The organism is Aureimonas populi (assembly GCF_017815515.1).
GTDB classification, from domain to species: Bacteria; Pseudomonadota; Alphaproteobacteria; order Rhizobiales; family Rhizobiaceae; genus Aureimonas; species Aureimonas populi.
This window is the reverse complement of record NZ_CP072611.1, coordinates 609,464-627,386: the sequence shown is the minus strand read 5'-3', so window position 1 is coordinate 627,386 and position 17,923 is coordinate 609,464. Positions and strand designations below refer to the sequence as shown.

Here is a 17,923-nt window from a genome sequence, read left to right as displayed (position 1 = left end):
GTCCGGGCTAGATGTGAACGCCGGCGTCGACAGCGTCGATATAGTCGAGCACGTCGTCGGCACGACCGTCGCGGACGAGTTGCATCGCCGTCTGCCCGGAAAAGCCCGACAGCGGCTCGGAGCGGTATCAGGCGTAGGCCATCAAGGCCGAGCCGAAACGGGGCTCGACCTTGTTGATGATTTCCGTGATCTCGCGCAGCCGGCGTTGCGTCTTGTTCGAACGGATGCGGTCCTTACGCTGGATCGTATCCTTGCCGAGCCCGGCTGTGCGGGTGATTTCCTCGCTCGTCGTGCGCAACGCGTCTGCGATCTTGCGCGGGGAAAACAGTCCGTTGTCGGCATATCGGGCAAGCCGCACGGTTTGCATCTCCATTCCCGAATGCCAATCATTCTCCTACAGGATCACCAACTCGAACGGCGACGCCACGGCGACCCTCGCCATCCAGCCCCAGCAGATCGAGGGCCTGACCGGGGAGGTCGGCCTGCGCTCGGAATTCGAGACGGGCGTCGTCGGCCACCAGCTCAATATCTCGGCGGCCCGCGCGCTCAACGAGAACTATCGCGGCGGCTTCTCGCGGATCGTTCTCCCCAGCTTCCCGACCAACATCTACAATCCGGTCTTCCTGGCCGACAGCGCGGTGGACACCAGCGGCTTCCCGCTTGCCAGCGGCCGGCCGCTGTTCGCGGACCTCCTGCTCACCAGCGTCGCGATCACCGATACGCTCTCGTTCGCGCAGGACCGCTTCCAATTGACGGTGGGCGGGCGCTACCAGGACATCCGGTCGAGGGCCTTCTCAACGGTCGTGGGCCCGACCCTCGGCGATCTCACCTATGAATACGACGACGCCCGGTTCAGCCCCGCGGTCGCCGCCGTGGTTCGCCTCACCGACAATTTCTCCGTCTACGGCAATTACGTCGAAGCCCTTACCGAAGGGCCGACGGCGCCGGCGACGGCGAGCAACGCCAGCGAAGTGTTCGCGCCCGTGGTGAACGAGCAGAAGGAAGTCGGCGTCAAATACGACTTCGGCTCCTTCGCCCTGACCGCGTCGCTGTTCGAGATCACCCAGGCCAGCGGCTTCACCGACCCCGCCACGAACCTTTTCTCCGTGGGCGGACGGCAGGTCAACCGCGGCATCGAACTGACCGCCTTCGGCGAGCTGTTCGATGGTGTGCGCCTGCTCGGCGGCATCACCTTCCTCGACGCGGAGCTGGACAAGACCGCCGGTGGCGCGTTCGACGGCAACGATGTGCCGGGCGTCGCGAGGACCGCGATCAACCTCTACGGCGAGTACGACATGCCGTGGCTCGTCTCCGGGCTGACCATGACCGGCCGGATGATCCACACGGGCAGCACCTGGTACGATCAGGCAAACACCCAGAAGGTGGACGACTGGACGCGCTTCGACGTCGGCCTGCGCTATGAGTTCACCGGGCCGCACGACAAGCCGGTGGAGCTGAAGGCCAATATCGAGAACGTGTTCGACGAAAGCTACTGGGCTTCGTCCGCCCGCGGCTTCCTCGCGGCCGGCGCGCCCCGGACATTCACCGTCGCCGCCTCGTTCGAATTCTAGAGCATTTTCCAGTCGGTAAAGTCTGGCGTTCTGTCTTTATGCAAGCTGCTGACCGGAAGGGAGGCAGCAATGGCATGGCCTTTATCGATTGATCTGCGCATCGGGTTTTGAAGGCGATGCGGCAGGCGCCCCGACCTACCTGGTGGTCGAACAGTTCAGGATTTCGATTGCGACGGCAGTGCGCTGGCGCTCGCAGGACCGAGCAGGTCTCGGCAATCCACTGCCAATGGGCGCAGATCGTCGTTCGGGCCGCATCAAGGCGGAGGCTGCGTTTCTGGGAGGCTTGATCGACGGTAAAGACGACATCTCCGCCTACAAGATGCAGCGTCCATCTGGCTGAGGAGCGTGAGTTGAAGGTCGGAATTGGCACGCTCTGGCGCCTTTTCAACCCTCGTGGGCTGGCGTGGAAAGGACCGCGCACGCGAGCGAACAAGAACGCCCCCATCTCCTGAAACAGTGCCGAGCCCGGTTCGAGGATCAAATCCGTGGTTTCTTTTGAAGAACCTTCGAGGCGATCGTTGCCGAAATATATTGCGGCAGCCAAGACTGCACATCATCGCTTATCAAGCACCTATCAAGACCGCGCCCGCATTCCAGCGGGCATCCACACAGAGCGGTTCACCTCGGACCATGTCAGGAGGTTTATATCTTCCGCGCACGGATCAGCGCGTGATGGCTGACGATCTCATACCCGAGCCGCGTGACCAGTTCTGACCGCAGGCGGTTGATCTCTTCGCTGGCGATCTCGATCACCTCGCCGGTATCAACATCGACCAGATGGTCGTGCTCGGCGGTTGGGGTGATCTCGAAGCGGGCGGGCTCGCTTTCGAAGCTGAGCTTGCGGATCAACCCGGCCTCCTCCAACGCCGACAGGGTGCGATAGACGGTCGCTAGCGAGATCGAATCGTCAACGGCACAAATGCGGGCGAACAGATCCTCGGCCGTCGGGTGATCAACTGCTTCCATCAGCTTCGAAAGAAGGACGACGCGTTGCTGAGTGACCCGCAGCCCTGCTTTCCGCAGCGCCTGCGCAAAATCCGTTGTTTGCGCGCGCATGCCACCTCCCTGTCCTAGCCGTCTCTTCCTCGCACGGATACGCCTGCGAAGCAAGAAAATGAGAATGCGTCTCATTTGCCTTGACACATGCAAATGAGTTGCATTTACATGCGGTCGGATCAGCACTCAGGAAAGGACTTTGGGATGCCTTCAACGATCGCGCGCCTGCTCGGCGCGGCAACGGCAACGGCGCTGTTCACCAGTGCCGCGATGGCGGATGACGAGCGGATGAAAGTCGTGACGACCTTTACCGTTCTGGCCGACATGGCGCAGCGTGTTGCGGGCGAGGCCGCCGAGGTGGTCTCGATCACCGTTCCCGGCGCGGAGATTCACGGTTACGAACCCACCCCGCGCGACATCGTCCGCGCTCAGGATGCAGACCTGATCCTGTGGAACGGCATGAACCTCGAACTGTGGTTCGAACAGTTCCTGCGCAATCTAGGAGACGTTCCCTCGGTCACGCTGACGGACGGGATCGACCCCATCTCGATCTCGGGCGGCGAATATGACGGCAAGCCGAACCCCCATGCCTGGATGGGTCTGGACAATGCGTTGATCTATGTTTCCAACATCGCGGCAGCCTTCGCCGAGCACGATCCGGCCAACGCCGAAATCTATGCCGCCAACGCCGCAGGCTACGCGGAAGAACTGCGGGACACGCTTGAGCCGTTGCGCGATGCGATTGCCGCGGTCCCAGAGGAACGCCGCTGGCTGGTCACCTGCGAGGGCGCGTTCAGCTATCTCGCGCGCGATTTCGGGCTGAACGAGCTTTATCTCTGGCCGATGAACTCCGACCAGATGGGCTCGCCGCAGCAGGTGCGCGGGGTGATCGATGGTGTCCGGGAGAACGACATCCCCGTGGTCTTCTGTGAAAGCACGGTCAACACGGCGCCCGCCCGGCAGGTCGCGCGCGAAACGGGTGCGGCGTATGGAGGCGAGCTTTACGTGGACAGCCTGTCCGAGGCTGACGGTCCGGTGCCGACCTATCTCGACCTTCTGCGCGTTACCTCTGAAACCGTGGTCCGGGGTCTGACCGGCGCCACCAACTGAGGCTTTCCGGCCCGTTCGACAACGCCTGTCGCGCGAGAACCGCGCGACAGTCTCCATCTTTCTTTCAGGGCGGCCGCCCCTTCCGGCAGAAAGACATCCGATGAACCATGACAGTTCGATCCGATCGGGCCCCGTGAGCGGAGGCACGGGGCCCGGCGGCATCATCGCCCGCGACGTGACCGTGACCTACCGCAACGGCCATACCGCGCTGCGCCACGCCAGCTTTGAAATCCCCCGGGGGACCGTAACCGCACTGGTCGGTGTCAACGGCGCCGGGAAATCGACGCTCTTCAAGGCGATCATGGGCTTTGTGCCTGCCGCCGCTGGAGAGATCCGCCTGCTCGGTCTGCCGGTGAAAGAGGCGTTGAAGAAGAACCTCGTCGCCTATGTACCGCAATCAGAGGAGGTGGACTGGTCCTTCCCGGTGCTGGTCGAGGATGTGGTGATGATGGGGCGCTACGGTCATATGGGCTTTCTGCGCCGACCTTCGAAGGCGGACCGAGACGCTGTGGATCAGGCGCTGGCGCGGGTGAACATGCTCGATTTCCGTCAGCGCCAGATCGGCGAGTTGTCGGGCGGGCAGAAGAAGCGCGTCTTTCTTGCGCGCGCTTTGGCGCAGGACGGCCGGGTGATCCTGCTCGACGAACCTTTTACCGGCGTCGATGTGAAGACCGAGGAGCAGATCGTCGCCCTTCTGGGCGAGTTGCGTGCCGAGGGGCGGGTGATGCTGGTCTCGACTCACAATCTTGGTTCGGTGCCCGAATTCTGCGACCGGGTGGTGCTGGTCAAGGGCACGGTGCTGGCCTACGGCCCGACCGAGACCACCTTCACCCGCGACAATCTGGAGGCGGCCTTCGGCGGCGTGCTGCGCCACTTTACCCTTGGCGGCGACGTGCTGCATGACGATGACGACCCGCGCCATGTCACGATCCTGACCGATGACGAGCGACCGCTGGTGCAATACGGCAATCGCACCCGCACGGCCGACCGGGCCGGGGAGCGGGCCGAATGAGCCTGCTTCTGGAACCGTTCTCCTATGGCTACATGACCAATGCGATGTGGGTGTCGGCCCTCGTCGGCGGGGTCTGCGCCTTCCTGTCCGCCTATCTGATGCTGAAGGGCTGGTCGCTCATCGGCGACGCGCTGGCCCACTCCGTCGTGCCGGGGGTGGCCGGCGCCTATGTGCTGGGCCTGCCTTTCGCGCTCGGCGCGTTCTTTTCCGGCGGGCTGGCGGTGGCGGCCATGCTCTTCCTTTCGGATCGCTCGGGCCTCAAGGTCGACGTGGTGATCGGCCTGATCTTCACTTCCTTCTTCGGACTGGGCCTCTTCATGGTCTCGGTCAGTCCGATGTCGGTTTCGGTCCAGACCATCACCATGGGCAACATCCTGGCCATCACGCCGGAGGACACTCTGCAACTGGCGATCATCGGCTTCGTCTCGCTCGGTGTGCTGCTCCTGAAGTGGAAAGACCTGATGGTGGTCTTCTTCGACGAAAGCCACGCGCGTTCGATCGGTTTGCATCCGGGGGCGTTGAAAGCGGTGTTCTTCATTCTGCTTTCAGCCTGCGTCGTGGCTGCGATGCAGACGGTTGGTGCATTCCTTGTGATCGCCATGGTGGTGACGCCGGGGGCGACGGCCTATCTCCTCTGCGATCGCTTCCCGCGGCTGATTGCGCTCTCGGTCGCCATCGGCACGGTGACGAGCTTCACGGGCGGCTATGCCAGCTATTTCCTCGACGGCGCGACCGGAGGCATCATCGTCTGCCTGCAAACCTTGATCTTCCTCGCGGCTTTCGTCTGGGCGCCGAAACATGGACTTCTGGCCGCCCGCGCCAAGGCGCGCGCTGCCTTGCGCGAAGAAGGAATGGTCCAATGATCGACATGCTGCTTCTGCCGTTCCAATTCGGCTTCATGCGGAACGCGTTTCTGATCGCGGCCATCGTCGCCGTGCCGACGGCGCTGCTGTCGTGCTTCCTTGTGCTCAAGGGATGGGCCCTGATGGGCGATGCGGTCACGCACGCCGTGCTGCCGGGGATCGTGCTGGCCTACATCTTCGGCTTCCCGCTGATCCTCGGCGCGTTCGCCGCTGGCATGTTTACCGCCGTCGCCACCGGATACCTGGCCGAGAATAGCCGTGTGAAGCACGACACCGTCATGGGCGTCGTCTTCTCCGGCATGTTCGGCCTGGGGATCGTGCTCTACACCTCGATCACTTCGGACGCGCATCTGGACCATATCCTGTTCGGCAACATGCTGGGGGTCCAGGCTGAGGATCTGTGGACCGCTGGGCTGATTGCCCTGTTCGTCACCGTTGCGCTTCTGCTGAAATGGAAGGACCTGATGCTGCATGCCTTCGATGCGGCACAGGCGCGTGCCTCGGGGCTGCCGGTGGGGCTTCTGCACTATGGATTGCTGACGATCCTGTCGCTGGCCATCGTCGCCACCATGTCCGCGACGGGTCTGATCCTGGCCGTAGGACTCCTCATCGCGCCGGGTGCCATAGCGTTTCTCGTGACGCGCAGCTTCGGCAAGATGCTTGCAATCTCGGTCGTGGTCTGCCTCGCCTCGATGTTTGCCGGCGTCTATGCGAGCTTCTTCCTCGACAGCGCCCCGGCGCCCACCGTCATCCTGATCCTGACGGCCGTGTTCATCGTGGCTTTTGCATACAAGACAAGGTTAAACCGCAAGGCCTCCGCGGCCATGGCTTGATTGTTCTGTGCATGAGGATCACGGGCCGGTATGCTGGTTCGGAAGGCTGGGTTCACATCGGTTCAGAGAGCTGCGTTCGCTTGAGCCCCGGGTCTGAACGTCCCTGCCTTGAACTTCGAAGTCCGTCGCCGGGACTGTCAGGAATTCTGTGCGGGAGGCCATGATGATGGAAAGGAAAGGACCATCGCATGGGCATCGACAAAGAGCTTCTGGACCAGTTTCTTGCGGGACGCGACCCGCAGGAGGTTTTCGCCCGTGACGGGCTTCCGGACGATCTGAAGAAGGCGCTGTCGGAGCGCATTCTGAACGCCGAGCTCGACGCGCATGTCGAAGGGGAGCATGCCGAACCGGCGCAACGGCTCGTCGAAGAAGACGATGCTGACGGGCACCTCGAAGATCGATCTGGCGACCCCCCGCGATCGGGCCGGCACCTTCGATCCGCAGCTCATCGCCCGGTATCAGCTCCGTTTCCCGGACTTCGACGCCAAGATCGTCTCGATGTACGCCCGTGGCATGACGGTGCGCGAGATCCGCGGCCATCGGGCGGATCTTTACGGGATCGACGTCTCGCCCGAGCTGATCTCGACAGTGACCGACGCGGTGCTCGATGAGGTCACCGAGTTGCAGAACCGCCCGCTCGATGCCTGCTGCCCCCTGGTGTTCTTCGACGCGATCCGCGTGAAGATTCGCGACGAGGGGTTCGTGCGCAATAAGGCGGTCTACGTCGCGCTCGGCATCCTTCCGGACGGGACCAAGGAGATTCTGGGGATCTGGATCGAGCAGACGGAAGGCGCCAAGTTCTGGCTGCGCGTCATGAACGAGCTGAAGAGCCGCGGCGTTGCCGATGTCCTGATCGCGGTGGTCGACGGGCTGAAGGGCTTCCCGGAGGCGATCAACGCCGCGTTCCCCGAGACCGTCGTGCAGACCTGCATCGTCCATCTGATCCGCCATTCGCTCGAGTTCGTCTCCTGGAAGGACCGCAAGGCCGTGGTGCCGGCGCTGCGGGCGATCTACCGGGCTCGGGACGCGGAGGCCGGGATGAAAGCCCTGGAAGCCTTCGAGGCCGGCGAATGGGGCCGGCGCTACCCGGCGATCGCGCTGAGCTGGCGGCGGAACTGGGCCCAGGTCGTGCCCTTCTTCGCCTACCCCGAGGGCGTGCGCCGGATCATCTACACCACGAACGCCATCGAGGCGCTGAACTCCAAGCTGCGCCGCGCTGTTCGAACGCGGGGCCACTTCCCCAATGACGATGCGGCCATGAAGCTGCTATACCTCGTCCTCAACCACGCCGCCGAGGAATGGAAACGCCCCCCTCCCGCGAGTGGATCGAGGCCAAGACGCAGTTCGCTGTCGTCTTTGGAGAACGCTTCGTCCCCTGACGAAGAAACGGCCTCCCGCACAGAATTCCTGACAGTCCCACGGGATCTCGCGGGAAAGCCACACCGAGAGGCTTGGCATACGTCCAACCGAAGACCCCGTCAAAAGAACGGAAATCAAGCTCGGCAAACAGGCGGCATCCATCACACGATATCGACGGTGTGACAGTCTCGCCTGATGACTATCCCTTAAAGCTTGCCAATGAGATAGCGTATCGCCGCAACCGTGATCCGCACGGAAAGCCCGGACGCCCTGATGCCACCTCCGATGGAGGCGATCTCATCCGGCGTCAAAACCATAATTCTCGCGTCGGATGCGGAGGCATATTGATCTCTCACATCTCATTCCAATTTGCAGATGGCGGCAATAGCGCGGAGCCGGCCGTCGTTGTTCGAGTGGGTTTCCCGATCCAGCCCGATTAACCATTTGGTCATCGAGGAGCGGGGCAACACACCTTTCTTTATCCTCGTCGAACGCTCCACTGGGAGCGTTCGACGGACTGTATCGAGCAGTAAGGACGAGCCCGCCCGACACGGCGATATCTCAAGGTGGGCTTAGCTGGCCAACAGGCGAACGAAGCGTCCTGCGGTGTGGACAGCCGCGGCGGCACCTACGCCACCCGCGAAACCCTTGCCGAAGGCTACGGCGAGGGCAAGCGGTGCGATTCCGCCGGAAACGAGGTCGATCTCCTCGTCTGTCAGATGATTGGCGAAGTGTTCATGCGTTGGAGAAAAAGACATCTTAGCATTCCTTTAGTTATATGTGATTTCAAACGCCGAACTGATTCACTGTGTCATGAAATAGCCGGCGGCGCCGAGTTGGGCACCAACATAGGTCGCGACCCTACCCGCGCTTACCCTCGACAGAGCCACCGCCGCAACGAACAGAAGCGGGGCGGCCGCGCCGTTCACCGTTTCCAACTCTTGATTTGTCAGTTCACGCATTTTGACCTCCATTAAGAGTCCGATCGACCGCGTCATCAAATTGGCGCGGCACCACTAATCGCGAAATGCCCGAGCATCGGAAATAATAGGATGCCGGCCAGCACTCCGCTTCCCCTTCGAAACGCCGATTGACGAAGGGATTTCGTATACGCCTGATCCGCCTCCCAGCGATTTGGTGTACGGCGTCGTCGCCAGGCGAATTAAGTCCTTATCTCAGGCTCAGGCTCCAGAGATATTGTGCAACCCTGTCCAGCACACCGCCCAAGTGAACGCCGCCCGCAACTTGATCGATCTCATTCGAAGCGAGCTCCCGAGTAATCTCCAGACATTCACCCTGGCATTTCATGTATTACTCCTATAGTTTCATAAATATATTTTATTTTACATAGATGATAAAACACACATCCATCCGGATTGTGACTTAGATAATCCATCGTCTGTTATTTCATCAACACGAAGGCGGATTATTGTTCATAGACCGACGGGGTCAACTAGCCCAAATGCACTAACCCCTGATGTTTATCTTCGCAGGTCTGCGACCGCTGCATGCCGTCAGAAAGCTCTCTCATAATGCCCCGCACCAATTGGAGGCGAGAACGGACGGAAAACAAAAGGACGCGCGATCCGGTCAAGATCGGGCGGGACATGATGGCCAGTTCGATTCAGTATAGGTCATCTGTACTATTTGACGGACGCCGATATCCGCGACATGGATTGCGCCCTTATGTTTTCAGAATGTTGGCCGGAGGCAGTTTCGCATCCTTCGATCCGGCCAGTGGATGAAGAAAATGTCGATCGGCGTTAATGGTGGAAGTAGCACGGGCACCCACGGATAAGCGGACGAAGTCCAAACCGCCCGAATCCGCGCCCTCTCCCTTGTTCCGCAACGAAGCCGTCGTCAGCCAGACCCGGCGTCTGGAGGGAGAGGTCGTTCTCGCCCAGCCTGTGCAGTCCCGGGTTCTTGGCATCGCCGGCATGATCGTCGTGGTCGCCGGTCTCGCCTTCGTCTCCACCGCCACCTATGCCCGGATGGAGAGCGTGACCGGATGGGTGGTGCCAGAAGGAGGGTTGATACGGGTCGGCGCACGGCAAGCTGGGATCGTCGAACGAATCGACGTCGCGGAGGGCGACGAGGTTCAGGCCGGGCAGCCGCTAGCACTTGTCAGGGTCTCGTCCGATTTCAGTGGAGGCAATGCCGGTGTTCTAATCGCCGATCAGCTGCGCGCCGAGGCGGAAGCTGCCGAGGCGCAGGCGACGGCCGCGCGCGAGCAGCTCCTCGCCGAGCAGGAGCAGGTGACGGCACAGCGGGAGGCCCTTTCCTTGGAACTCGCGGAGAGCCGCTCGGGCCTTTCGACCCTGGTTGAGCGCGCCGAGCTTCTCAGCGGCAACGTGGGGCGTGCCGAGCAACTCGCCGAGCGCGGCGTCTTCACGCAGAGGAATCTCGAAGAGGCACGCATGGCCGAGCTCGTCGCGCGGCAGGAGGTGTCCCAGGCGCGTGCCGCCATCCTGAGCTACGAACGACAGATCGGTGAACTTGACGCGAGGGCCCGCTCGCTGCCGCTGGAAATCGAAGCGGCGACAGCCCAGGCGCGGATCTCGCAAGCCGCGCTCGCACAGCGGCAGACGGAGGCGGCCGTGCGCCACAGCCATGTCGTCGGGGCGACTGTTGCGGGCCGCGTCGTCGCCGTACCGGTCTCGCTCGGGCAGGACGTGGCCGCGGGCGCGATGATCGCCGCGATCACTCCGGCCGGTAGCAGCCTGGAGGCCGAACTCTTCATTCCTTCCAGAGCCGCGGGGTTCATTCAGTCCGGACAAGAGGTTCGCCTGATGTATCAGGCCTTCCCCTACCAGAAGTTCGGAACGGGGCGAGGTACAGTTCAGCAGGTGTCCCGCACCGTGCTTGGCCCTGGAGACATCTCTGTTCCCGGCCTCGAACTGCGTGAGCCTGTGTTCCGGGTGAAGGTCCGCCTGGAGCGTGACAGCGTGAACGCCTATGGACAGGAAATTCCGATCCAACCAGGCATGCTGCTCTCGGCCGACGTCGTCATCGACCGCCGCACGCTCCTGGAATGGCTGCTCGACCCGCTCTACGCCGTCGGACGGATGGGATGAGCATACGGGAACTGAACTTTTCCCGGACGAGACGGCTCCCCGTCGTCCTCGCCAGTGAGGGCGCCGAGTGCGGCCTGGCATGCCTGGCCATGGTCGGCAGCTTTCACGGTCATGAGGTCGACCTGAACGGACTGCGGCAGCGTTTCCCGGTTTCCATGAGTGGGGCGAGCCTTCGCAGCCTCATGCAGATGGCGACGCAACTTTCCCTCGCTCCACGCGCTCTGCGCGTCGGCCTCGAAGCCCTGTCCAAGCTCGCCCTTCCGGCGATCCTTCACTGGGACTTCAACCACTTCGTCGTGTTGAAGTCCGTATCCGCCCGCGCTGCTGTCATTCACGACCCCGCGCTTGGTGAGCGCCGGATGCCGATCGACGAGTTGTCGCGGCATTTCACCGGCGTCGCGCTCGAACTCGCACCAGCCGCTGGTTTCGAAAAGATCGAGGCGAAGGAGACGCTGCGGCTCAGCGATCTCTGGTCCCGCCTGACAGGCATCTGGCCCGCGATTTTCCAGATTCTCGGCCTATCGCTGGCCTTTCAGGTCGCCGCCTTCGCGCTACCGTTCCAAATCCAGCTCGTGGTCGACGAGGCGATCGCTCGGGCCGATGCCGATCTGCTGACGGTTCTCGCGCTCGGCTTCGGCGCTTTGACCTTCATTCATGCCGGGCTCGAAGCCGTCCGGGCCTGGGTCGTGCGGATTCTTGGCTCGATGATGCTGTTCCAGATCGTCGGCAACCTCGTACGCCATCTCATGCGCCTGCCGTCGTCCTTCTTCGAGAAGCGCCATGTCGGCGATATCATCTCACGGATCGAATCTACCAACGCCATTCAGGACGCGGTGACGCGCGGCATGGCAGTGGCCCTGATCGACGGCCTGATGGCCATCCTCGCCGCTTTCATCCTTTTTCTCTACTCGCCCCTTCTGGCGTTCGTTGTCTGCCTGTCGCTGGCACTGGTGCTCGGCATTTCCCTGGCGTTCTACCCGGTGATGCGCGCTCGTACGCAGGAGCAACTCATTGCCTCGGCGCGCGAGCAGACGCAGCTTATGGAGACGGTGCGCGCCGCGACAACGATCAAGATCATGGGCGGAGAATCCGAACGGGAGGCAAGCTGGCGCAATCGATACGCCTCGGTGATCAACGCCTCGGTCTCGCTCGGCAAGTACGAGATCACGCTACGATTTCTTCAGAACGTCATCATTGGTTTGCAGACGGTGATCGTCATCTATCTCGGCGCACGTTCCATCATCGGCGCTGACGGGCTGTCGATCGGAATGCTGATGGCGTTCCTCTCCTTCCGGCAGACTTTCAGCGACCGCACCCTTTCGCTGGTGACGGAGGTGATCCAGTTCCGGCTTTTGAAAGTACACCTCAATCGCATCGCCGACATCGCTATGGCGGCGGGCGCCCTTCCTGCGGCTTCTTCCGGGGCGGCACACGAAGCCGGCGGCAGTATCGAGCTTCGCGACGTTGCGTTCCGCTATGGCGCTTCCGATCCCCTCGTACTCGATCAGGTGAGCCTTGCCATCGAGCCGGGAGACTATGTCGCGATCACGGGAACGTCCGGCGGCGGCAAGAGCACGCTTTTCAAGCTGATGCTCGGGCTTCACGAGCCGGAGACGGGCGAGGTGCTGCTCGACGGACGGAGGGCGACGCCGGAGCTCTGGCAGGCTTGGCGCACCCAGGTCGGCGTCGTTGCCCAGGACGACCGACTCCTTTCGGGCTCGATCGCCGACAACATCGCCTTCTTCGACCCCGACCTTGACATGGAAAGGGTTGCGGTCGCTGCGAGCGCTGCTCGCATTCACGACGACATCGTGCGCATGCCCATGCAGTACCTGTCCCTGATCGGGGACATGGGGGCCGCCCTGTCGGGCGGTCAGCGCCAGCGCCTTCTCCTTGCGCGTGCGCTCTATCGCCAGCCGCGACTGCTCCTGTTGGACGAGGGAACGGCCAATCTGGACGAGCAGACGGAAGAGGAGATCGCCCGCCTGATCGCTTCACTGCCGATCACGCGGATCGTCATCGCGCATCGTCCGGCTTTGATCCGCAACGCCTCGCGCGTCTTCCGCGTGCAGGAGGGTCGGGTCGTCCCCGTGTCGTCCTCGCCGACCGGTCTGACGCCGGTGGGAGGTTGATCTTCTCTTCAGCGCACGGGACACGATTGCTATCTTGGAGACGAGGACCGACGGGAGGCGGTGAATACGCATGCCATGGAGTACCAAGGAAATGGATCGGCAGCCTCGACGCATGATCGTGGCGGACGACCATCCGCTGTTCCGCGATGGGCTGAAACGGCTCATGCTGCGCAACCATCCCACGGCCGAGATCGCCGAGGCCGGCTGCTTCGAAGAGGTCCTGGCGCTTGCAAGAGAAGGCATACCGCCGACGGCAATGCTTCTCGACGTCCGCTTTCCGGGCTTCTGCATCGAGAAGAGCCTTCCGTGCCTGCGTCGCGAGTTCCCAACCACGGCGATCGTGATCGTCTCCATGATCGAGGACCGACAGGAGATCCGGCGGCTGTTGGAGAGCGGTGCCAACGGTTTCGTCTGCAAGAGCGTGCCGCCCAAGGCGATCGCGGAAGCGGTGGAGGCGGTGCTCGATGGCGACCTGGTCGTGCTCACCGAGCCCCCTGAGGACGGCGAACTCGACGAGGACTGCCCGTCGCATCTTGGCGCTCTCACCCCGCGCCAGCGTGAAGTTCTCGCCCGTCTCGCTCAAGGCAAGACCAATAAGGAGATCGCATACGACCTGCAACTCTCCCCCTTCACGGTGCGCATTCATGTCTCGGCGCTTCTGCGGGCCCTGAACGTCTCGTCCCGGAGCGCGGCCGCATTCCGCGCAGCCGAGTTGGGGCTTTGAGGCCGGAGGCGCAGACGGCGGTAGATGCGGAGGCCAGCGGCGGGAGCAAGCTGGGTTTCGTCGGCAGCTTCCGGACGGCGGCGTCCGACCTGCCGGCAGCCCGCCACGAACTCGAGCAGGCCAACATCCGCATCGTTATTGTCGCGTTGGCGAATCTATATCTGATGCTGGGCGAGAGACTTGGCTTCGTATCGGCTGAAATCAGTACAGTTTATGCTTGGATGTTCTCCGGCGCATTCGGCCTTTCTTTCGCCATCCGGGCTTCCTTTCTGCTTCTGCCGAACGCGTCGACCGGGCGCCGCCTTTTCTGCATGCTTGCTGACTATGGCCTCATTTCAGCGACTATCGGATTAGGGGACGAATTCTCTTCTCCGATTTATGCGGTGCTCATCTGGGTGACTGTCGGCTACGGCATGCGTTTCGGGCCGAGATATCTGCTTGCCAGCACCGCCGCCTCGCAGGCCAGCGTCCTGCTGATCGGACTTCTGTCGCCGTTCTGGCAACAGCACCCGTTCCTCGTCGGCATGTTGTCGCTGACGGCGCTGATCGTACCGGTCTATGCCAATATTCTCCTGCGCGAGACCCGGCGTTCAAGGGATGCGGCCCTGGCGGCCGATCTCGCCAAGTCTCGCTTCCTGGCGCAGGCCAGTCACGACCTGCGTCAGCCCATTCATGCTATCAGCCTGTTCACGGCGTGCCTTCGTGAAGAAAGCCTGAGTGACAACCAGAAGCAGATGGTGGACAGTATCGACCGCTCACTCGCCAGCGTGTCGCGCCTGTTCCGCAGCCTGCTGGACATCTCAATGCTGGACAGCGGGAGGATCGCCATACAGCCAGAGCCCGTGGCGGTCGGAAGGCTTCTTACCGAGGTCGTTGACCGCAACCGTTCCATCCAGCGGCGCGTGCGCCTGGTGGGCACCCGTGCGTCCGTACGCAGCGACCGCGCGCTTCTGGAGACCATTGTCCAGAACCTTGTCTCCAACGCTCTGAAGTACGCGCCGGGCCGCGACGTGCTGGTCGGCTGCCGCCGCCAGCGCGGGACGCTCTCCATCTGGGTCGTTGACCGGGGCCCTGGCATTCCCGATGCGGAGATCGAGAACATCTTCACCGAGTTCTATCGCATACCGCAGCCCGGCCGGGACTTGGAAGGCATCGGCCTCGGGCTTTCGATCGTCCGGCGCCTCGCCCACCTTCTGGACTGCACCGTACGGGTTTCATCGCGACCCGGGAAGGGTACGGTCTTCGCGATCGAGGGCCTGTCGCGCGTGCGCAGCCCTCGGCCCGGACGAGATGCGCGGCTGGAGCGGCCGCTGGACTACGAGCCCCTCGCCGGCCTCAAGGTTCTCCTTGTGGAAGACAACGTTCAGGTGCTGCGCGCGACCTCGCTGCTCCTCCAGGGCTGGGGCTGCATCGTGCAGGCCGAGCCCTCGCCGGACTTCGCCACCGAGCGGCCCGATGTCATCGTCAGCGACTTCGATCTCGACGGGCCAATTTCTGGCATCGACGTCATCGACCGCGTGCGTTCGCAGACAGGACGAGCTGTCCCCGCGCTTCTAATGACCGGGCACGACGAGGGACGCGTGCGGGAGGCGCTCGGGGGGCGCGACATTCCCCTTCTTCAGAAGCCATTGCACCCGATCGAGCTGCGGGCAGCGCTGACCGGGCTGCGCCGCCAGCGCACGAAGGGCGCACGCGAGGACTCCCAAGGTTGAAAGCCACGCTCGGGACTGCGTTCGGCCCATCCTTACCTGTCGCGTATAGTACATCTGCGCGAATTGATGTTCGCCGGCGCGGCCGCCATTTACTGGCGCGGAGGCCAAGAGGCCTTTTCTCACAGTGGCCTGAACGTGCCCCGCGGGACACGAATTCTTGGAGGACAAGATGACGATGAAAGCCAATCACGAGACCCGCGCACTGACCGATGCGGAGTGTGAGGCGGTCGGCGGGGGCCGTATCGCTCCGATCACGACCCTGGCGGTCGGCGAGGAAGACGGCGGCTGGCGGGCAACGACCTTGGCGGTGGGAGAGGAGGATGGCCGGTTCATCCCCTCTCCGGTGCTCGATCTCAAGATCCATAACTGACAGGCTTGCTCTCAATCCGGGCGTCTGGATCGCGGCCAGTTCGGCGAGTGCCGGGCTGACCGCGATCCGTTTCTGTCGCCATGCAGCCTGCGAGGGCCGACACAAAGAACGTTGATATCATGATCCTGATCGCCGGCGGCCAGTACGACACGAACCTCACCGCACTCGTGGATCGCCTGAAGGTGCGTGGCATTCCGTTCCATGGACTGCTTGTCGGACCCGAAAAGCCGCCACGGCTCAGGATTGACATCCAGGAACACACTTTCGAACTGGACGGCAAGTTCCTGTTCCCGTCGGCCTTCTTCATCCGACAAGACGTGTTCCTGTATCCGACGGAAGACACGGCGGCAGCGCATGCGCAGGCGTTCAACTGGTATCATGCCATTCGCGGCTGGGCCGAGAGCCGGCTCGACGCAAGAATGTTCAATCGCCGCACCACCCTGCGAGAGAATAACAAGATCCACAATCTGATCGCGGCGCACGAAGCAGGCCTGCGCATTCCCCGAACGATCGCGACGAACGATTTCGCGCCGTTCGGGGCGGATACGGCCCGCCTGATCCAGAAACCGGTTGCCGGAGGCGAATATACAGGTCTGCTTGAGGACTTTCTGAAAACGGAACGAGCCTCAGCCCTCGGCCCCCGCTTCATCCAGCCGCGCCTCGGCCGTCCCGAATTCCGCGTCTATCGCATCGGTCCGCAGCTCATGGCTTTCTCGCTTCAGTCGCCCGAGCTGGATTACCGGCAGACGCGCGACGTGACGATCGCAGCCGTCCCCGTTCCCGCCGGGATCGCCGAGGGCCTGACGGCCCTGTGCGACCGACTGGACCTCGACTTCGCTGCTGCCGATTTCATGCTCGACGACCAGAACGAGCCGACATTCCTGGAGGTGAACTCGCAGCCGATGTTCGCAGCCTTCGACAGGGCGGCCGGGGGACGGCTTTGCGACGCCATCCTCGATTGCCTTATGGACGACGCTTCGGGGAAGGGGTCCCGCATCGAAGGACCGTCGAAGAGCCGTCCGTCGCATGGTCGGCGGCCCGCATCGCCTTTGTAGCACATGTGTCTTAATTGACCATCTTCGGGGTGGCAGTCATTTCCCTGAAGCCCGATGTCGGGCTGTTGAGACAGGAGAAGATTGATGACCGCTCTGGGCGAAAAGGATTCTGCTTCCTTCGATATGCAGGAGCTGAAGGCCGAGCAAATCGACGCCGTTTCCGGCGCCTTTGATATCAGCATCGGAAACTGGTTCCTGACGCGGAACGAGTGGGGGACCTGGTTTGGGAATTCCGCCACCGGCTATCTGCGTCAGCTCTAAATCAATTCCGGCAGGCGCCCGCAGTCTTGCGTTGGCATCGCATGGTGTCAGGCAGATCGGAGATCTGGGGCCCCATGCAGGAGACTGAACCTTTCCGACATCCTGCCGACGGAGCCGACAGAGCCCATCGAGCCCGCCGGCCGGTGGGCTCGTTACGTTTGCAGGGGATAGCGTGCTTCCTTCGTCTCGCCCTGGGAGCCTGAGGCCCGACATGTTGTCGCTCTCCGATGCTCTCGGGGTACTGAGCAGCGGCGAACGCATGTTCCTTTCGGCCAAATGCTGGCATCCGGATGTGTTCTGCGCGTCCCTGCTCAACAGCCAGCCGATGGGCTTCTATGCCCCGGCCCAGATCGTGCGCGATGCGCTGGGACATGGTGTCGAGATCCGGCCGCTGTGCATCTGCGCCGCGCGGCGCAGGCGGGTGTCGTCGCGCTCACGGCCGAGCAGGATGTGTCGGCCAGGCTCTCGTTGATCAGTACGACGTCCTGCGGAACGACCGCAGCAATCGCATACCAGTCGGTCCGGTCGATGCCGGCGAGATCGACGCCGTCGATCAGGATGCGGCCGCTGTCGGGCTCGATGGATTTGAGCGCAAGCCTGAACACCGTCGACTTGTCCGCCCCGGTCTCGCCGGTCAGGAAGGTGATGCGGCCGCGCTCGGCTTGAAACGAGATGCCCTCGACGCCCCGGCCGTTGCCATAGGTGTAGCCGACGTCCTCGAAGGCGATCCGGCCGCTGCCAGGCACGATGAACGCCGCCTGCGACACCTGCCGCTCCTCCGACGCGGCCCACATAGTCGCCAGGGTGACAAGCGCGGGACGTGAGCGGGCAACATCATCGATGGACCGGGC

General features: G+C 62.8%; 16 protein-coding genes and 4 pseudogenes. 15 read left to right on the top strand and 5 right to left on the bottom strand.

The genetic code is table 11. The features are described 5' to 3' along the window. Positions 1–7: 7 nt before the first annotated feature. A pseudogene (locus tag J7654_RS02905) lies at positions 8–358 on the bottom strand (hypothetical protein). On the opposite strand from J7654_RS02905, the gene J7654_RS02900 reads away from it, so the two are divergent. Next, positions 333–1,571, top strand: coding sequence for a TonB-dependent receptor (locus tag J7654_RS02900; RefSeq protein WP_245195610.1), 1,239 nt, complete (start codon positions 333–335; stop codon positions 1,569–1,571). The pseudogene J7654_RS02905 and the gene J7654_RS02900 sit on opposite strands and share 26 nt — an antisense overlap. A gap of 88 nt (positions 1,572–1,659) precedes the next feature. Continuing rightward, positions 1,660–1,911 carry a hypothetical protein gene (locus J7654_RS02895; protein ID WP_209738054.1) on the top strand — a complete coding sequence of 84 codons (252 nt, stop codon included), beginning with the start codon at positions 1,660–1,662 and terminating at the stop codon, positions 1,909–1,911. A gap of 302 nt (positions 1,912–2,213) precedes the next feature. On the opposite strand, the gene J7654_RS02890 is transcribed toward J7654_RS02895, so the two are convergent. Then, on the bottom strand, positions 2,214–2,627 hold the full coding sequence (locus J7654_RS02890; protein ID WP_209738053.1) for a Fur family transcriptional regulator: 414 nt from the start codon (positions 2,625–2,627) through the stop codon (positions 2,214–2,216). A 144-nt stretch (positions 2,628–2,771) separates the two neighbouring features. Between J7654_RS02890 and J7654_RS02885 the strand changes: the two genes are divergently transcribed. The 5 genes and pseudogenes from J7654_RS02885 (at position 2,772) to J7654_RS02865 (ending at position 7,764) form a co-directional block, all read left to right on the top strand. Continuing rightward, positions 2,772–3,677: a metal ABC transporter substrate-binding protein gene (locus J7654_RS02885; RefSeq protein ID WP_209738052.1), complete on the top strand. Its 906-nt coding sequence runs from the start codon at positions 2,772–2,774 to the stop codon at positions 3,675–3,677. Positions 3,678–3,777: 100 nt separating this feature from the next. Beyond that, complete coding sequence (locus J7654_RS02880; RefSeq protein WP_209738051.1) at positions 3,778–4,689, top strand: manganese/iron ABC transporter ATP-binding protein; 912 nt, start codon at positions 3,778–3,780, stop codon at positions 4,687–4,689. After that, positions 4,686–5,552, top strand: coding sequence for a metal ABC transporter permease (locus J7654_RS02875; protein WP_209738050.1), 867 nt, complete (start codon positions 4,686–4,688; stop codon positions 5,550–5,552). Before J7654_RS02880 ends, J7654_RS02875 begins: the two co-directional genes overlap by 4 nt. Next, complete coding sequence (locus J7654_RS02870) at positions 5,549–6,385, top strand: metal ABC transporter permease (protein ID WP_209738049.1); 837 nt, start codon at positions 5,549–5,551, stop codon at positions 6,383–6,385. Before J7654_RS02875 ends, J7654_RS02870 begins: the two co-directional genes overlap by 4 nt. Positions 6,386–6,573: 188 nt before the next feature. Next, positions 6,574–7,764 (top strand): annotated as a pseudogene (locus tag J7654_RS02865) (IS256 family transposase). 552 nt (positions 7,765–8,316) lie between these two features. Here J7654_RS02865 and J7654_RS02860 read toward each other — a convergent pair. Together J7654_RS02860 and J7654_RS02855 are read right to left on the bottom strand one after the other, a co-directional pair. Next, entirely contained in the window at positions 8,317–8,502 is a 186-nt protein-coding gene (locus tag J7654_RS02860; RefSeq protein WP_209738047.1) for a class IIb bacteriocin, lactobin A/cerein 7B family, read from the bottom strand. Between the two features lie 45 nt (positions 8,503–8,547). Continuing rightward, positions 8,548–8,706 (bottom strand): hypothetical protein, encoded by a 159-nt coding sequence (locus tag J7654_RS02855; RefSeq protein WP_209738044.1) that lies wholly within the window; start codon positions 8,704–8,706, stop codon positions 8,548–8,550. 876 nt (positions 8,707–9,582) lie between these two features. On the opposite strand from J7654_RS02855, the gene J7654_RS02850 reads away from it, so the two are divergent. The 8 genes and pseudogenes from J7654_RS02850 to J7654_RS18485 form a co-directional block, all read left to right on the top strand. Next, positions 9,583–10,818: an HlyD family secretion protein gene (locus J7654_RS02850; protein ID WP_209738042.1), complete on the top strand. Its 1,236-nt coding sequence runs from the start codon at positions 9,583–9,585 to the stop codon at positions 10,816–10,818. Then, positions 10,815–12,950, top strand: a complete 2,136-nt coding sequence (locus J7654_RS02845) for a peptidase domain-containing ABC transporter (RefSeq protein WP_209738040.1) — start codon at positions 10,815–10,817, stop codon at positions 12,948–12,950. Before J7654_RS02850 ends, J7654_RS02845 begins: the two co-directional genes overlap by 4 nt. A 112-nt stretch (positions 12,951–13,062) precedes the next feature. Next, complete coding sequence (locus J7654_RS02840) at positions 13,063–13,674, top strand: response regulator transcription factor (RefSeq protein WP_245195609.1); 612 nt, start codon at positions 13,063–13,065, stop codon at positions 13,672–13,674. Further along, the gene (locus J7654_RS02835) at positions 13,671–15,386 is read left to right on the top strand and encodes an ATP-binding response regulator (RefSeq protein WP_209738035.1); all 1,716 of its coding nucleotides are present in this window, start codon (positions 13,671–13,673) and stop codon (positions 15,384–15,386) included. The genes J7654_RS02840 and J7654_RS02835 overlap by 4 nt, the downstream gene beginning before the upstream one ends. Positions 15,387–15,555: 169 nt before the next feature. Beyond that, complete coding sequence (locus tag J7654_RS02830; protein ID WP_209738033.1) at positions 15,556–15,756, top strand: hypothetical protein; 201 nt, start codon at positions 15,556–15,558, stop codon at positions 15,754–15,756. A gap of 119 nt (positions 15,757–15,875) precedes the next feature. Continuing rightward, on the top strand, positions 15,876–16,811 hold the full coding sequence (locus J7654_RS02825; RefSeq protein WP_209738032.1) for an ATP-grasp domain-containing protein: 936 nt from the start codon (positions 15,876–15,878) through the stop codon (positions 16,809–16,811). A gap of 84 nt (positions 16,812–16,895) precedes the next feature. After that, positions 16,896–17,072: a hypothetical protein gene (locus tag J7654_RS02820; RefSeq protein WP_209738030.1), complete on the top strand. Its 177-nt coding sequence runs from the start codon at positions 16,896–16,898 to the stop codon at positions 17,070–17,072. 274 nt (positions 17,073–17,346) lie between these two features. Continuing rightward, positions 17,347–17,484 (top strand): annotated as a pseudogene (locus tag J7654_RS18485) (OB-fold nucleic acid binding domain-containing protein); the annotation flags it as partial. Between the two features lie 58 nt (positions 17,485–17,542). Here J7654_RS18485 and J7654_RS18480 read toward each other — a convergent pair. Continuing rightward, positions 17,543–17,866, bottom strand: a pseudogene (locus J7654_RS18480) (ATP-binding cassette domain-containing protein); the annotation flags it as partial. Between the last annotated feature and the right edge of the window lie 57 nt (positions 17,867–17,923).

Bases quoted from the DNA above. Each gene is read 5' to 3' on its own strand.
- J7654_RS02880 (WP_209738051.1), top strand. From the start codon at position 3,778: ATGAACCATGACAGTTCGATCCGATCGGGCCCCGTGAGCGGAGGCACG.
- J7654_RS02825 (WP_209738032.1), top strand. From the start codon at position 15,876: ATGATCCTGATCGCCGGCGGCCAGTACGACACGAACCTCACCGCACTC.
- J7654_RS02840 (WP_245195609.1), top strand. From the start codon at position 13,063: ATGATCGTGGCGGACGACCATCCGCTGTTCCGCGATGGGCTGAAACGG.
- J7654_RS02885 (WP_209738052.1), top strand. From the start codon at position 2,772: ATGCCTTCAACGATCGCGCGCCTGCTCGGCGCGGCAACGGCAACGGCG.
- J7654_RS02820 (WP_209738030.1), top strand. From the start codon at position 16,896: ATGACCGCTCTGGGCGAAAAGGATTCTGCTTCCTTCGATATGCAGGAG.
- J7654_RS02890 (WP_209738053.1), bottom strand. From the start codon at position 2,627: ATGCGCGCGCAAACAACGGATTTTGCGCAGGCGCTGCGGAAAGCAGGG.
- J7654_RS02855 (WP_209738044.1), bottom strand. From the start codon at position 8,706: ATGCGTGAACTGACAAATCAAGAGTTGGAAACGGTGAACGGCGCGGCC.
- J7654_RS02830 (WP_209738033.1), top strand. From the start codon at position 15,556: ATGACGATGAAAGCCAATCACGAGACCCGCGCACTGACCGATGCGGAG.
- J7654_RS02845 (WP_209738040.1), top strand. From the start codon at position 10,815: ATGAGCATACGGGAACTGAACTTTTCCCGGACGAGACGGCTCCCCGTC.
- J7654_RS02875 (WP_209738050.1), top strand. From the start codon at position 4,686: ATGAGCCTGCTTCTGGAACCGTTCTCCTATGGCTACATGACCAATGCG.
- J7654_RS02870 (WP_209738049.1), top strand. From the start codon at position 5,549: ATGATCGACATGCTGCTTCTGCCGTTCCAATTCGGCTTCATGCGGAAC.
- J7654_RS02860 (WP_209738047.1), bottom strand. From the start codon at position 8,502: ATGTCTTTTTCTCCAACGCATGAACACTTCGCCAATCATCTGACAGAC.